The sequence below is a fragment of the Phytopseudomonas argentinensis genome, from assembly GCF_900113905.1.
Classification (GTDB): domain Bacteria; phylum Pseudomonadota; class Gammaproteobacteria; order Pseudomonadales; family Pseudomonadaceae; genus Aquipseudomonas; species Aquipseudomonas argentinensis.
Genome location: NZ_FORC01000002.1, coordinates 403,360 through 418,325, shown reverse-complemented (window position 1 = coordinate 418,325; position 14,966 = coordinate 403,360). Strand labels below are relative to the sequence as shown.

General features: G+C 64.7%; 14 protein-coding genes. 5 read left to right on the top strand and 9 right to left on the bottom strand.

Going from position 1 to position 14,966, the window contains the following annotated elements:
- Positions 1-442: 442 nt before the first annotated feature.
- The 3 genes from BM154_RS10425 to BM154_RS10415 all read right to left on the bottom strand — a co-directional run bounded on the left by BM154_RS10425 (position 443) and on the right by BM154_RS10415 (position 1,694).
- Positions 443-799: a PilZ domain-containing protein gene (locus BM154_RS10425; protein WP_074882953.1), complete on the bottom strand. Its 357-nt coding sequence runs from the start codon at positions 797-799 to the stop codon at positions 443-445.
- 61 nt (positions 800-860) lie between these two features.
- Positions 861-1,283: a DUF4124 domain-containing protein gene (locus BM154_RS10420; protein WP_074882952.1), complete on the bottom strand. Its 423-nt coding sequence runs from the start codon at positions 1,281-1,283 to the stop codon at positions 861-863.
- 33 nt (positions 1,284-1,316) lie between these two features.
- Positions 1,317-1,694, bottom strand: a complete 378-nt coding sequence (locus BM154_RS10415) for a tetratricopeptide repeat protein (protein WP_074882950.1) — start codon at positions 1,692-1,694, stop codon at positions 1,317-1,319.
- Between the two features lie 188 nt (positions 1,695-1,882).
- Between BM154_RS10415 and BM154_RS10410 the strand changes: the two genes are divergently transcribed.
- Positions 1,883-2,791, top strand: a complete 909-nt coding sequence (locus BM154_RS10410) for a universal stress protein (protein ID WP_074882948.1) — start codon at positions 1,883-1,885, stop codon at positions 2,789-2,791.
- A gap of 71 nt (positions 2,792-2,862) precedes the next feature.
- Positions 2,863-4,314 (top strand): pyruvate kinase, encoded by a 1,452-nt coding sequence (gene pyk / locus BM154_RS10405; RefSeq protein WP_074882946.1) that lies wholly within the window; start codon positions 2,863-2,865, stop codon positions 4,312-4,314.
- A gap of 60 nt (positions 4,315-4,374) precedes the next feature.
- On the opposite strand, the gene BM154_RS10400 is transcribed toward pyk, so the two are convergent.
- Together BM154_RS10400 and BM154_RS10395 are read right to left on the bottom strand one after the other, a co-directional pair.
- Positions 4,375-5,313 (bottom strand): iron-sulfur-binding ferredoxin reductase, encoded by a 939-nt coding sequence (locus BM154_RS10400; RefSeq protein WP_074882944.1) that lies wholly within the window; start codon positions 5,311-5,313, stop codon positions 4,375-4,377.
- Positions 5,306-6,433: a GGDEF domain-containing protein gene (locus BM154_RS10395; RefSeq protein WP_074882942.1), complete on the bottom strand. Its 1,128-nt coding sequence runs from the start codon at positions 6,431-6,433 to the stop codon at positions 5,306-5,308. Before BM154_RS10395 ends, BM154_RS10400 begins: the two co-directional genes overlap by 8 nt.
- Before the next feature lie 196 nt (positions 6,434-6,629).
- Between BM154_RS10395 and BM154_RS10390 the strand changes: the two genes are divergently transcribed.
- Entirely contained in the window at positions 6,630-8,153 is a 1,524-nt protein-coding gene (locus BM154_RS10390; RefSeq protein ID WP_074882939.1) for a fumarate hydratase, read from the top strand.
- 196 nt (positions 8,154-8,349) lie between these two features.
- Here the strand turns inward: BM154_RS10390 and BM154_RS10385 are convergent, their stop codons facing one another.
- From BM154_RS10385 to BM154_RS10375, 3 genes are all read right to left on the bottom strand, one after another.
- On the bottom strand, positions 8,350-10,779 hold the full coding sequence (locus tag BM154_RS10385) for a TonB-dependent siderophore receptor (RefSeq protein WP_083414535.1): 2,430 nt from the start codon (positions 10,777-10,779) through the stop codon (positions 8,350-8,352).
- Between the two features lie 104 nt (positions 10,780-10,883).
- The gene (locus BM154_RS10380) at positions 10,884-11,864 is read right to left on the bottom strand and encodes a FecR family protein (RefSeq protein WP_074882938.1); all 981 of its coding nucleotides are present in this window, start codon (positions 11,862-11,864) and stop codon (positions 10,884-10,886) included.
- Positions 11,861-12,448: an RNA polymerase sigma factor gene (locus tag BM154_RS10375; protein WP_074882935.1), complete on the bottom strand. Its 588-nt coding sequence runs from the start codon at positions 12,446-12,448 to the stop codon at positions 11,861-11,863. The genes BM154_RS10380 and BM154_RS10375 overlap by 4 nt, the downstream gene beginning before the upstream one ends.
- 151 nt (positions 12,449-12,599) lie before the next feature.
- On the opposite strand from BM154_RS10375, the gene BM154_RS10370 reads away from it, so the two are divergent.
- On the top strand, positions 12,600-13,274 hold the full coding sequence (locus BM154_RS10370; RefSeq protein ID WP_074882933.1) for a DUF1028 domain-containing protein: 675 nt from the start codon (positions 12,600-12,602) through the stop codon (positions 13,272-13,274).
- A gap of 18 nt (positions 13,275-13,292) precedes the next feature.
- Here the strand turns inward: BM154_RS10370 and BM154_RS10365 are convergent, their stop codons facing one another.
- Positions 13,293-14,264, bottom strand: coding sequence for a GlxA family transcriptional regulator (locus BM154_RS10365; RefSeq protein WP_074882931.1), 972 nt, complete (start codon positions 14,262-14,264; stop codon positions 13,293-13,295).
- A gap of 93 nt (positions 14,265-14,357) precedes the next feature.
- Between BM154_RS10365 and BM154_RS10360 the strand changes: the two genes are divergently transcribed.
- Positions 14,358-14,906 (top strand): cysteine hydrolase family protein, encoded by a 549-nt coding sequence (locus BM154_RS10360; protein WP_074882928.1) that lies wholly within the window; start codon positions 14,358-14,360, stop codon positions 14,904-14,906.
- The last annotated feature ends 60 nt before the right edge of the window (positions 14,907-14,966 follow it).

The following is a 14,966-nucleotide window of genomic DNA, read 5'->3' as shown; positions in this document are numbered from 1 at the left end:
CTTGCCCAGACCGCAGGGCACTGAGCGAGGCTGCTTTTCTGCAGGCAAAAAAAAGGGGCGGTTTTACCCGCCCACTCTTTTGTCCCTATTCCCTGAAACTCCCAACTCATCATCCTGATGGATCGCGTCCCGCGATGTCCTGGCCGTTTTCCTTAACAGCCTGTGCTTGTCCCTGTGCACGGTTCGAATATTAACGACTCAGGAATTAATCACAACGACCCGTTGCCGGCGTACAAACAGCAACCTAGTCGAGACTTAAAAAATAAATCCTTTAATTTCAATTACTTATGAAATCAAAACCGCTGAAAGTCAGCTTTCAAACGCCGAAAAGCCATCATGGCTTACAGACGCCGTAAGCAATGGCTTACAAGGACGCGAAGAAAATTAGTGGAACAACGAGAGAGACGCGCAATCGATCTGCCTGACTGACACCAGGCAAGCCTCACACCGATGCGGCGAGGGGATGAAAACTGAAGTAATAACGCAGCGCCTCGACCATCTCCAGGTAGTCACCTGGCGGAGCTTCAAGGGCGAAGCCCGAGTCGAAGCTGCCGGGGGTCACGTCTTCCTGGCACCACAGACAGGTGGCGCTGAAGTCGATGTAACGCAAGCCGTCACAGCCCGGAATCTTCAGGCGCAGATCGAAGCGGCCACCGACCAGTAGCGGCAACTGGCTGATCAGCATCAGGCCGTCCGCCGACACGTTACCCAAATGACCGACGGGCTTGTCAGTGAAGGCATTGAAGACGTTCAGATAATAAGGCAGCTGATGCCGCTCGATATGGCGATTGGCGTTCATGATGGCAGAAGGCTATGAGTATTTGCCGAGTATGCCGCCTAGGTGAAGAACTGACCAGCACTCAATCACAGCGCTCTGACAGTTGGCTCGCGAGCCGGGCCCGGGCGGCGTCCAGCTCCTCGTCAGTGTAGTAGCGTCGCTCGCCATCGGCGCCGGGCTGGTAATAGCGCCGTCCGGCGGGCATCGACGCCAGTTGCGCACGTAGCTGGGCGCATGCCTTGGCGAGCTGCGCCTGCTGCTCGCGCCGCGCCTGGGTGGCCTTGGCCTGCTCGTCGCGACGGGCCTGGAAGTAACGCTCGGCACGCTGCTCGCGCGCCTGGGTGGCGGCATCACGCTCGACCACTTGCGGGCGTAGCTCGACGGCCTGCGCGTTGGCCCCTTGCGGCTGCTGGCCGTAGTGCACCTGCCCCTGGTCATCGACCCAGCGGTATACCTGCCCGACGGCCAGGCACGGTACCAATAGCAGAGCCATCAAGGCGCGCATCGCGGCAATCCCCAGGTAAGCATTGCAGTACCGTCAGAGCGCACCTGCGGGGGAGACCTTGGCAGGCTCCGACACGCCTTGATGGCCGAGCTGGCGCAGGGTTTCCAGCCGGGCGCGGGCACGGAACGCATATTCGCTGGTGGGATAACGACCGATGATGAACTGATAGGTCTGCGCGGCATCGAGGTACAGGTTCTGGCGCTCCAGGCACTGCCCGCGCAGCAGGGAGATTTCCGGCTGCATGTAGCTGCGCGAACGGCTCACTCGTTCGGCCTGGGACAGGTACAGCAGGGCGTCTTCGCAATCGCCTCGGTCGTAAGCCTGATAAGCCTTGTTCAGATGGTGGTCGAGCGACATGCGGGAGCACCCGCCAATGGCCAGAACACAGCACAGCAGTAACAGAATACGCATGGGTTTCTCCTCCAATGAGCAGCGTATCGGCGCGGCCCGCGAAAACTGAACACTCGCAACATGCTGCATTGCGTTCGCCGCTGCCTGGCAGCGAATAATCGGCGGCGATCCTTTAGGCTGATGCAGGTCAACGCAGGCCCTCCGCCAACGGGCTGCAATGCGCGCTAATCACCAGCGAGGTCGCTCCCATGAAACTCGATAAGCTACTGGTCGTTATCGATGCCAGCCAACCCAGCCACCCTGCCCTGGAGCGCGCCGCCTGGCTGGCCCGCAGAACCCAGGCGCACCTGCATGTGCTGCTGGTCGAGTATAGTGCTGCCCTGGATGGCAGCACGTTGGAAAACAGCCTGCAGACCCAGGCCCGTGAGGCCCTGCTCGAGCAGCGCAGCACCTGGCTGCAGGAATTGCTGACGCCGCTGCAGAGCGAGGGCCTGGCCCTGCAGCTGGACGTACGCTGGGGCAAGCGCCTGCATGAAAGCGTTCTTGAAGTGGCGGATCAGCTGCAGCCGGATCTGGTGCTCAAGTCTGCCGCCCACAACAACCTGTTGCGTCGCCTGCTGCTGACCGACAGCTGCTGGCAGCTGATGCGCCATTGTCCGTTCCCGCTGTGGCTGGTGCACCATGCCGAATGGCGTGGCGGCAAGCTATGCACCGCCGTCGACCCCTTGCACAAGGATGACAAGCCCGCCGCGCTCGACCACCACCTGATCAGCACCAGCCAGGCTCTCTCCACGGCCCTCGGCATGCATGCCGACGTGGTGCATTGCCACGCGCCGCTGCCGCGTACGCTGCTCAACAACACCGAACTGCTGGCCACTTATCAGCAGTACCTCCAGGATGACGCCCAGCAGCATCACCAGGCCTTCGATGACCTGGTGGGGCAACACGGCATCGCTCCGCAATCGGCCCACCTGCTCGAGGGCGCGCCGGAAAACATGCTGCCGCGCTTCGTGCGCAAGCAGGAAATCGACCTGCTGGTGATGGGTGCCATCGCCCGCGGCCGGCTGGACACCATCCTCATCGGCCACACCGCCGAGCGCCTGCTCGAGTCGGTGGACTGCGACCTGCTGGTGGTCAAGCTGCCGGCCGAAAAGTAGTGCAGCGGAACAATGACTACAACGCGGCGGCGTAGTAGCCTCGCGGTCTGCTTCAATTAAGGAGTCCGCGCATGACCGTTCGCCGCACCAAAATCGTCGCCACCCTCGGCCCAGCCAGCAACTCGCCGCAGATGCTGGAAAAGCTGATCCTGGCTGGGCTGGATGTCGCCCGTCTGAACTTCTCCCACGGCTCGCCGGACGAGCACAAGGCACGCGCCCAGCTGGTACGCGACATCGCCGCCAAGCATGGCCGCCACGTGGCTCTGCTGGGCGACCTGCAAGGCCCGAAGATCCGCATCGCCAAGTTCGCCAACAAGCGTATCGAGCTGGAAGTCGGTGATCGCTTCACCTTCTCCACCAGCCATCCGCTGACCGAGGGCAACCAGCAGGTGGTCGGCATCGACTACCCGGATCTGGTCAAGGATTGCGGCGTCGGCGACGAGTTACTGCTCGACGATGGTCGCGTGGTCATGCGCGTTGAAAGCACCACCCCCGCTACCCTCGAATGTGTCGTGCTGATCGGTGGCCCGCTGTCCGACCACAAGGGCATCAACCGCCGTGGTGGCGGCCTGACCGCACCGGCCCTGACCGAGAAGGACAAGGCCGACATCAAGCTGGCGGCCGAAATGGACCTGGATTACCTGGCCGTTTCCTTCCCGCGCGATGCAGCGGACATGGAATACGCCCGCCAGCTGCGTGACGAGTCCGGCGGCAAGGCCTGGCTGGTCGCCAAGATCGAACGCGCCGAAGCGGTCGCCGATGACGAAACCCTCGACGGCCTGATCAAGGCGAGCGACGTGGTGATGGTCGCCCGAGGCGACCTGGGTGTGGAAATCGGCGACGCCGAACTGGTGGGCATCCAGAAGAAGATCATCCTGCACGCGCGCCGTCACAACAAGGCGGTGATCGTCGCGACTCAGATGATGGAGTCGATGATCCAGAACCCGATGCCGACCCGTGCCGAAGTCTCCGACGTGGCCAACGCCGTGCTCGACTACACCGACGCCGTCATGCTTTCAGCCGAGAGCGCGGCCGGTGCCTACCCGCTGGAAGCGGTGCAGGCCATGGCACGCATCTGCGTGGGCGCCGAACGTCACCCGACCGGCAAGAGTTCCAGCCACCGTATCGGCAAGACCTTCGAACGTTGCGACGAGAGCATCGCCCTGGCGGCCATGTACACGGCCAACCACTTCCCGGGTGTGAAGGCGATCATCGCCCTCACCGAGAGCGGTTACACGCCGTTGATTATGTCGCGTATCCGTTCCTCGGTGCCGATCTACTCGTTCTCCCCGCACCGCGATACCCAGGCGCGTTCGGCGATGTTCCGCGGCGTGTATACCATCCCTTTCGACCCGGCGGCCCTGCCACCGGGCGAAGTCAGCCAGGCCGCGGTGGACGAGCTGCTCAAGCGCGGTCTCGTCGAGCAAGGCGACTGGGTCATCCTTACCAAGGGTGACAGCTACCACACCATCGGTGGCACCAACGGCATGAAGATCCTGCACGTCGGTGACGCACTCGTCTGAGACTGGCGCAGCAACGAAAAGGCCCGCATCGATGCGGGCCTTTTCATGTGTGCCGGATAATCAGGCGTGGGGCAGAAACAGGTCGCTCAGTAGCTGGCTGCGCGGCAGGCCGGCCAGGTACAGGCGCCGTGAGAACGCTTCCACGGCCTCGGAACCGCCGCAGAGCAAGGCCACCGTCTGCCGGGACGCGAGGCGCAGGGTCGACAGGAAAGCGGGAAACTGCGCCGCCTCGATCAGCTCGACCTGCACCTGCGGATTATGCTCGGCGACTTCTCGCAACGCCTGCGCCAGGTAATGCTCGTCACCCGTACTGGCCAGATGCACGACGCGGATCGGTCCCTGGTGTTCCTGACGCAGCGCCTCGCGCAATACGGCCCACAAGGGCGCCAGGCCGGTTCCAGCGGCGAGCAGCCAAAGCGGCCGTTCCTGCCAGTCAGCGTCGTAGCGCAGCGCGCCGCCGCTCAGCGCTCCGAGGCGGAGACTGTCGCCCGTCTGAAGCTGCCGGGCGGCATCACAGAAAGCGCCAGGCCGGCCGCAATCGATGTGAAATTCCAGGCTGGCGTCTTCCCCAGGCAGACAGGCGAGCGAGTATGGTCGGGCGATACCCTCGGCCGTCCATAACAGCAGGTGCTGGCCCGCCCGGTAGCGCAGGGGTTGCTGCGGCTGCAGGCGCAGGCGCATTACCCGCTCGCTGAGCCAATCCAGGGCCTGTACCTGTGCCGGTAGCCCATCGCGGGTCGGGTCGAACACTTCCACCTGCAAGGGCTCGACCACGCTGCACTGGCAAGCCAGCCGCCAGCCCTGCTCGCGGCGCGCGAAATCAAGAGCATCGGGTTTGGCGTCGCGTGGCTCGCCCGCCACGCAGCGCACTAGGCAGGCCTGGCAACTGCCAGCGCGGCAGCTGTAGGGCACTGCCACTCCCGCATCCAGCAAGGCGTCGAGCAGATTGCTGGCCTCGGCGACCTGCCAGTGCCGCTCGCCGACCCGCAGTTCAGGCATCGGCCAGTTCCCAGGTCGATGCACTGCGATTGCGACCACTGCGTTTGGCCTGGTAAAGCGCCTGATCGGCCCGGTGCAGGGCTTCGTCAAGATTGTCGTACATGGACAACAGGGTCATCCCCACGGAAAGGCTGAGATTGGACACCTTAACATTTACCGGTTTGCACTCACTGAAGGCCACGCGCAGGCGCTCGCAGCAAGCCCGAAAGGCATCGGCATCGGTATCGGGTATCAGCAGCACGAACTCCTCACCGCCATAACGAGCGATCACGTCGCCGTCACGCAGGCACTCGCTGGCCACACTCGCGAATGCCTGCAGCACGCGGTCGCCCGCGGCATGGCCATAACGGTCGTTGATGTGCTTGAAGTGGTCGAGATCGATCAGCGCCAGGCCATGCTGGCGCATGGGCGTCAGCGTTTCCAGCGCCTGGGCGGCCATGCGCAGGAAATGGCGCCGGTTGCACAGGCCGGTAAGCTCGTCGGTGGCCACCATGTCTTCGAGCTGACGCATCATGCCACGCAGGGTCTCCTGGTGAGCCTGCAGGGCGAAGCGCCGCTTGCGCATGCGCTGACGCATCTGCTGCATGTACCAGGCAAACAGGTTCAGCCACGCCAGCACCAGCGCCAACACGCAGGTCTGCAGCACCGCCAGGCCTATATCCTGGATGAGGCCGGCCTGGAACTCGTACAGGTTGATGCCCGCAAAGCAGACGAATGCCAGGCAGGCACAGCGAAAGAACACCCAGACCCGCAACTGGAACAGGCCGAACAGCATCGACATCGGATAGAGCACCAGCAGGCTGCCGCGCGCCTGGTCGAGCATGGCGACCAGTACCGTGGTCAAGCCCAGAGCCACCAGTACCTGCGCCTCGGTCAGGCTCGGGTCACGAAAGGACTGATTGCGACCGCTCAGGAACAGGCCGAAAAACAGCAGCTGGCTGGCAGTGGCAGCGGCCAGCAGAAGCGCTACCGCCCCGCCGGCGGCCGCGAACAGACCGTAGTAATGTGCGATCGACACCAGTGCGAAGATGGCCAGATAGCTGGCCACGGCCATACCGAAACGCTTGACCAGCAAGCGCTGCAGGGTCTTCTGATTGAGTGGCTTGTTGCTGGAGGTCATGGGCTCCCTCCCATACTGGCAACTGGCCTCCACTCTAACCGTGCGCCATGAAAAAGCCTAGTGACCGGATGGAGTTATCGCGGCCGTCCAACGGGTGTCCCGGGCGCCGCCCCCGCGGTATACTGCCGCGCCTTTTAGAACGAGCCGGCAACGTTCCGGCATTTGCAGTTCCTGCCCTACAAGGGAGCGCCCCCACATGACCGTGATCAAGCAAGATGACCTGATCCAGAGCGTCGCCGACGCCCTGCAGTTCATCTCCTATTACCATCCCGTCGACTTCATCCAGGCGATGCACGAGGCCTATCTGCGTGAAGAGTCGCCGGCCGCCCGCGACTCCATGGCGCAGATCCTCATCAACTCGCGCATGTGCGCCACCGGCCACCGCCCGATCTGCCAGGACACCGGCATCGTCACCGTGTTCGTCAAGGTCGGTATGGACGTGCGCTGGGACGGCGCCACCATGGGCGTCGACGACATGATCAACGAAGGTGTTCGCCGCGCCTACAACCTGCCGGAGAACGTGCTGCGCGCCTCGATCCTGGCCGACCCGGCCGGTGCCCGCAAGAACACCAAGGACAACACCCCGGCCGTCATCCACTACTCCATCGTCCCTGGCGACAAGGTGGAAGTGGACGTTGCAGCCAAGGGCGGCGGCTCCGAGAACAAGTCGAAGATGGCCATGCTCAACCCGTCCGACTCGATCGTCGACTGGGTCCTCAAGACCGTGCCGACCATGGGTGCCGGCTGGTGCCCACCGGGCATGCTCGGCATCGGCATCGGCGGTACCGCCGAAAAGGCCGCGGTGATGGCCAAGGAAGTGCTCATGGAGCACATCGACATCCATGAGCTGCAGGCTCGCGGCCCGCAGAACAAGATCGAAGAAATGCGTCTGGAGCTGTTCGAGAAGGTCAACCAGCTGGGCATCGGCGCCCAGGGCCTGGGTGGCCTGACCACCGTGCTCGATGTGAAGATCATGGATTACCCGACTCACGCGGCGTCCTTGCCGGTATGCATGATCCCCAACTGCGCCGCCACCCGCCACGCCCACTTCGTGCTCGACGGCAGCGGCCCGGCCGAGCTGGAAGCGCCGCCCCTGGACGCCTATCCGGAAATCGTCTGGGAAGCCGGCCCGTCGGCGCGCCGCGTCGACCTCGACACCCTGACCCCGGAAGACGTGCAGAGCTGGAAGCCGGGCGAAACCATCCTGCTCAACGGCAAGATGCTCACCGGCCGCGACGCGGCGCACAAGCGCATGGTCGAGATGCTCAACAAGGATGAAGAACTGCCGGTCGACCTGAAAGGCCGCTTCATCTACTACGTGGGCCCGGTCGACCCGATCGGCGACGAAGTGGTAGGCCCAGCCGGCCCGACCACCGCCACGCGGATGGACAAGTTCACCCGGCAGATCCTCGAGCAGACCGGCCTTCTGGGCATGATCGGCAAGTCCGAGCGCGGCCCGACCGCCATCGACGCGATCAAGGACAACAAGGCCGTCTACCTGATGGCCGTCGGCGGCGCCGCCTACCTGGTGGCCCAGGCGATCAAGAAGTCCAAGGTGCTGGCGTTCGCCGAGCTGGGCATGGAAGCGATCTACGAGTTCGAGGTCAAGGACATGCCGGTCACCGTGGCAGTCGACAGCAACGGCGAGTCGGTGCACATCACGGGTCCTGCGATCTGGAACAAGAAGATCGCCGAAAGCCTGGCGGTGGAGGTGCAGTAAGCATCGCCCTGCGGTAGACAAGAGCCCGGCCTAGTGCCGGGCTCTTGCGTTCTGGTGGTTAGGCCGTAACCATCCCCGGGTATCGCTTCGCTCAACGCCGGGCTACCGGCGACCGTCGTAGCCTGTGGTTGAGCGCAGCGATACCCAGGCTCCATCTCCCGGGTGTCGCTGCGCTCGACCTGGGCTACGACAGCCGTCAGAACTCCAGGGTGCTGGAGAGCTGTACCTGGCGTGGCTCACCGACGGAAACGGCAAGGTTGTTCACCGCCGAGCTGTAGTAGGTCTTGTCCAACAGGTTCTTCACGTTGAGCTGCAGCTTCAGCTTGTTGTCGCCCAGGCGGGTGTCGTAGCTAGTGAAGGCATCGGCCACGGTGTAGGACGGCAGGGTGAAACTGTTGGCCGCATCGCCTTCCCGGTCGCCCACGTAGCGAGCGCCTACACCGGCGCGCACCCGGTCGGCACCGAATAGCTGGCCGAAGTCATACACGCCGTACAGCGACGCGGTATGCCGGGCCACGTTCTGCAGGCCATTGCCCTTGAGCTCCGGATCCTTTGTCACCTTGGCATCGGTAAAGGCATAGCTGCCGATCAGGCTGAGATCGTCGGTCAGCTGCCCGGTAACGTCCAGCTCCACCCCGCGGGAGCGCACTTCACCGGCGCCAGTCGCCACTGTGAGCCCTGTAGCATTGTCGGTCTGGGTCACCAGTACGTTTTCCTTGACGATATCGAACAGTGCCAGGGTGCCGGTGATGCGTCCGGGCATATCCAGCTTGGCGCCAATCTCCCAGCTCTTGCCCTCCTCCGGCTGCACGCCATTGATGGAGGCGGCATTGGTCAACGGCGCGATTGTCGAGTTGGGTTTGAACGACTCGGTGTAGCCGCCATACAGCGACAGCTCGTCGTTGAGCTTGTAGACCAGGCCCACCCGAGGCACCCAGACCTGACCATCGATATCGGTGTTCTTGCTGAACGGCCGGCCGCGCCCGGACATCTGGTCATACAGCTGATAGCGGGCACCCACCACGAAGATCCACTGCTCGCTCAAGTGCACCGAATCCTGGAAGAACGCCGACTGAGTGACCACGCGATCGGTCTGGTCGCTGTCGCTGGCCACCACCGTGGTGGGCACCGGCACATTGCCGTATACCGGGTTGAACGGGTCGAAACGAATGGCGGTGTTCTGACGCAGCAGGTCTTCGCGATAGAACTTGCGGTATTCGTGGTCCACGCCCATCAGCAGGTCGTGCTGCATACCGCCGAGTTGCACCTTGCCATCCAGGTCGAAAGTGGCGAAGTGCGAGGTGCTGACTGCGCCGCGGGTGCCGTCCAGTCGGCGCTCATACGCGTTGCTGGATGCAACCCGGGGCTCACGGAAGATGCGCGCCTGGTAATCGTCGTAGCGGTCACGGTTGTAGCTGTAGGCGAAGTGCGCCTTCCAGTCTTCGTTGAGCTGGTGCGAGAGGTCGAAGATGGTCAGGTGCGAGCGACCTTCGGTGATGTTGTAGGCCTCGTCCATGCGGCGCTCGGCGGGAATGTCCAGCGGCTTGCCGTTGCGAAACAGGGTGCCGCGATCGAACGGCACCGAATACTCGCGGTACTCGTGGCTGAGGGTCACCGTGGTGTCCTCGCCGTACCAGGCCAGCGAGGGCGCAAAGGTCTTGTCGCGGTTGGTACCGAAGCTGCGCCAGTAATCGGCGTCGTCATAATCGGCGACCAGCCGATAGGCCAGGCCGGTTTCACCCAGCGGGCCGGTGACATCCAGGGTGCCGCCACTGCCGTTCTTGCCATGGCCGTAGGTCGAGGCGCGGCCGGTGATGGCGCGGTAACTCTCCAGCTGCGGCTTCTTGCCCACCACGTTGATCACGCCGCCCGGATCGAGGATGCCGTAGAGCATCGACGACGGCCCCTTGAGCACTTCGACGCGCTCGGCGGTGGCGGTGAAGTTGCGGCCCTGGATGGTGCGCATGCCGTCGCGCAGGATGGAGCCGTCGCGGTTGTCGCCGAAGCCGCGCTTCATCACCGCATCCAGGGTGCTGCCCAGGGTGTTGGACTGGGTGATGCCGCTGACGTTGACCAGCGCCTCATCGAGGTTCTGCGGCTGCTGATCCTGCAGCGCCTGCGCCGGCACCACGGCTACCGCCTGGGGGATTTCCAGCAGTGGCGTGTCGCTGCGCGTCAGCGAGGTGGTTTCCGGCGGCTGGTAGCTGGTGCTCGGCGTACGCTGCGACTGGATATTCACCGCGCCCAGATTCACCGCACCGTCAGCGGGCAGTGCCTGCAGGGTAATGGTGTTGGCGCCCGTGCGCCCGAAGGTGAACCCTGAGCCGGCCAGCAAGCGGGTCAGCGCCTGCTCGGCGCTCATGCGCCCCTGCACGGCAGGAGCCTGCACGGTGTAAGGCGCTTCGGCGGTGTAGACCACGTTAAGGCCAGTGGCGCGGCTGAAGGCGTCGAGTGCCTGGGGCAGCGGCTGGGCGGCAACGGCGAACTCATAGGTAGCGGCCTGATCGCCAACAGCCTGGGCCAGCACGGTGGGTGCCAGGGGCAGCAGTGAGGTGCCTATCAGCCACGTGGCCAGGCCAAGGTGTTTCAGGGCGGCTTGCTGTTGGCGCTTGGTGCGGTGGTTCATGGTTCTCTTCATCCGGGGCGCTGACTCTCAGTGCGAAAAAGTCGCATTCACAGCACTACACGGATGCCGCGGGGCCATACCTCACCTCGGCCCGAAAATATTTTTCAGCGCAGGATGATCAACCGACCCAGCAGCTCGTGCTGCTCGAAGCCGACCACGCCCTGCAGGGCATCGAGAATCGCCTGGGGATCCTGGCTGGCGAAGCTGCCGCTGACCCGTTTGCCGCGCAGCTCATCGTTGAGCAGCACGATGCGCCCCGGGTAATAGCGGCGCAGCTCGTCGAGCACCTCGCCCAGCGGGGCACGGTAGAAACTCAGTCGGCTATCGCGCCAGGCGGTCAGCGCAGCGGTGTCGACGGCCAGGGGATTGCCGCTGACGCCATCCCGGTAACTTACCTGCTGATCGGCAGTCAGCACCCGCGGCGCCTCCAGCGGCCCGCCGCGTACCGCCACCCGCCCCTGCTGCACCGACACCCGGGCGCCCTCGCCCAGGCGCCGCACTTCGAAGCGCGTGCCGAGCACCCGTGCTTCGCCACCGGCGGCAGCGACGGTAAAGGGAATCTCGCCCGGTACCACGCTGAAGTACGCCGCACCACGGCGCAGCTCGACATGCCGCTCGCCCGCGCTGTACTGCACGGCGATGGCGCTATCGGCGTCCAGCACCACGCGCGATCCATCGCTTAGCGCCACCGTGCGCACCTCGCCGGGTGCCGACACCCAATCCGCGCCCAGGTCATCCACCCAGCGCAGCGGCTGCCAACCCGCCCAACACACCACGATCAGCAGACAGGCGGCCATCGCCAGTGCCGAGGCCCAGTAAGGACGTTTGCTCACGGGGTTGCGCAGGTACTGCTGCAGGGCTGCAGCTTCTTCATCAGCCAGTTGCTGGGCGGCCGGGCGGCTCAGGTGCCAGAGAGACTGCATGCGCACGAAGGTGTCGACATGCTCGGGGGCGGCGGCCAGCCAGCGTTCGAACGCCATCTGCACGCCATCGCCCGGCTGCCCTTGCAGGCGGCCGAGCCACAGCCAGGCGTCCTGTTCGATACGCGACAGCGACTCCTGGTGCTCAACGGTGGGCTGGCTCATGGCGCATCACTTGCTTGTGAAGGGGCGGCCGGCGCTTCAGCGACGCTGGCCTTGCAGACTTGCAGGGCGCGCATCATATGTTTTTCCACGCTGCTCTGGGAAAGCGCCATGCTGCGGGCGATCTGCCCGTAGGTCTGGCCGTGAATGCGGTTGAGCAGAAAGATGTGTCGGGTGCGCTCCGGCAACCCCCGCAAGGCGGCCTCGACACGCCGCAGATCGCTGCCCGCCTCCAGCGCTGCATCCAGCGAAACGCTCGAATCGCCACGCTGCTCCGGCAGCAGACCAGCCTCGTTACGGGTGCGTGCGCCCTCGCTGCGCAGGTGGTCGATGGCCAGGTTGTGGGCGCTGCGAATCAGGTAACTGCCCAGGTCTTCGAGGGGCGCGCCGGGGCGTCGCCAGAAGCGCAGAAACAGCTCCTGCACCAGGTCCGCCGCCGTCGCGCGGCAGCCGACACGCCGGCGCAGCACCGCCTCCATCTGCTCGCGACGGGCGAGAAAGGTGCGCACGAACGCATCTTGTTGCAGCGGCTCCGTTAGGGACGGATCGGGCTGGCGAGATTCGGGCGAGGACGGGAGATCGACCATGTAAACGGGCTGCTCGTGGCGATACGGACAGAAGCGAGGCGGCAGAGCAGAGAATGATAATGCTTATCAACAAATACTGATAGCAGTACGACAGGCGGAACGATCAAGCGCAGCATGCGGCCTAAGCCACACGCGCCATCAGGAGTTGCCCATGACCTTTTCCATCGTCGCCCGCTGCCCACGCACCGGCCAGTTCGGCGTTGCCGCCGCCACCGCCATGCCCGCCGTGGGCAAACTGCTCAGCCACGCCGCCGCTGGCACAGGGGCCGTGGCAACCCAGGCCCAGGTCAACCCGTACCTGGGCCTCGACGGCCTGGCGCTGCTACGCGAAGGCCATTCGGCGCCAGCGGCCCTGAAGCAGTTGATGGACACCGACCCATGCATGCAGCTGCGCCAATTGGCGCTGATCGACCGTAACGGCGACAGCGTGTGCTGGACGGGCGGCGAGTGCATTCCCTGGGCCGGCTCGCTGTCCGGGGAGCAGTTCTCGGTACAGGGCAACCGCCTGGCCGGCCCGCAGGTGCTCGATGCAGTCGCCGACGCCTTTCGCATCGGTGAACAGCGCCCACTGGTCGAGCGCCTGATCGACGCCCTGGAAGCAGGCGATGATCGTGGTGGCGACCGTGAGGGCGAGTCCTCGGCAGTCATCTATATCGTCGACCGCGAGGAATACCCGCTGTGGGATATCCGCGTCGACCATCATCGCGACCCGGTCGCCGAGTTGTGGCGCCTGCACGCCGTGTTCGCCCGCGAGGTGCTGCCGGAAATCCTCGCCATGCCAACCCGCGATAACCCGGCGGGAAAAGCTGGCGAAGATTCGGTGTGAGGCCAGGCCCTTGCGTCGCTAGTGCGCCGAAGCAGCGAAGCGCTTGCGATAATCTCCCGGCGACAGGCCGACCAACCGGGTGAACACGCCGCGGAAGGCGCCACTGTCGCGGTAACCCACCTGCCACGCCACATGATCGATGCTCTGGCGGGTGAATTCGAGCAGATCCCGCGCCCTGGCGACCCGCAATTGCTGGCAGTACTGGGTGGGATTCATCCCCGTGGCCGCCCGGAAACGGCGCAGGAAGGTACGCTCGCCCAGGCACGCCCGCTCGGCCATCTCCGCCAGGCTCGCCTCCACCGTGGCCTGCCCCTGCAGCCAGTGCTGCACGGCCAGGATCGGCGCATCGCCATGGTCGAACACCGGGACGAAATGGCTGAAGTGCAGCTGCGAGGTGCGGTTCAGGTCGACCACCAGAAAGCGCGCGGTTTCCGCCGCGATGGTGGCGCCGAGCGAACGGTTGACCAGGGCCAGGCCCAAATCCGTCCAGGCCATCAGGCCGCCGGCAGTGATCAGGTCACCATCCTCCACCAGCATGCGCTCCGGCAACACCCGAACCTGCGGATACTGCTGGGCCAGCTCGCCGCCCAGCGCCCAATGGGTGGTCACCGAGCGGCCATCGAGCAGCCCGGCCTCGGCCAGAGGGAAGGCGCCGGCGCACACCGAGGTCAAGATGACGCCCGCCGCGTGTTGCTCGCGCAACCAGGCGCAATAAGGCTCGCCCAGCAAGCGCCCGGGAACGGGCTGCAGACACGGCGCGACGATGATTACCCGCAGGCTGCTCTGCTCGCCCGGCGCGCTGTCGTACACGCGCTCCAGCGCCCCGCTTTCAACCACCTGCCAATGGCTGACCCGCAGCGTGGGCAAACCTTCACGCCCCTGGCCGGCAGCCATGCGGTTGGCCACGGTGAACAGGTCGCCCAGGCCATGTACCGCCGCCAACTGAACGCCGGGGTAAAGCAACAGGCCGATCTCCAGGTAGCGCTTCATTGTCAGTTTTTCCCCGCAGATTGTCGGCCCTGCCCATGCCCGCAGCGGCGCGCCGGGGCTAAGGTGTAGGGCATATATCCCAAGGAGAACACCATGAGCAAGCGCGCCCTGATCCTGATCGACATCCAGAACGACTACTTCGTGGGCGGCAAGTGGTCGCTGCACGGCATGGACACCGCCACCGCCAACGCGGCACGTGTACTGGCCGCCGCCCGCGCTGCTGGCGACACCGTGGTGCATGTGCGCCACGAGTTCGAAAGCCTGGACGCACCCTTCTTCGCCCCTGGCTCAGCGGGCGCGCAGATCCATGCCGAGGTGCAGCCGCTGGCCGGCGAAGCCGTGGTGCTCAAGCACAAGGTCAATGCGTTTCTCGGTACGGATCTGAAAGCACGGTTGGACGAGGCAGGCATCGAGCAGATCACCCTGGTCGGCGCCATGAGCCATATGTGCATCGACGCCGCCGCCCGCGCCAGCGCCGACTTCGGCTACGCCACCACGGTGATCCACGATGCCTGCGCGACCCGCGATCAGGAGTTCGAGGGCAAACAGGTGCCGGCCGCGCAGGTGCAGGCAGCCTATATGGCCGCCCTGGCCTTCGCCTATGCGACCGTCACCTCGGCCGAACAGTACCTGGCGGGCTGAACAGCTCCTCGGCCAAAAGCCCGCAATGCGAGTCTGTAGGATGGGTCGGGCCGCGTAGGT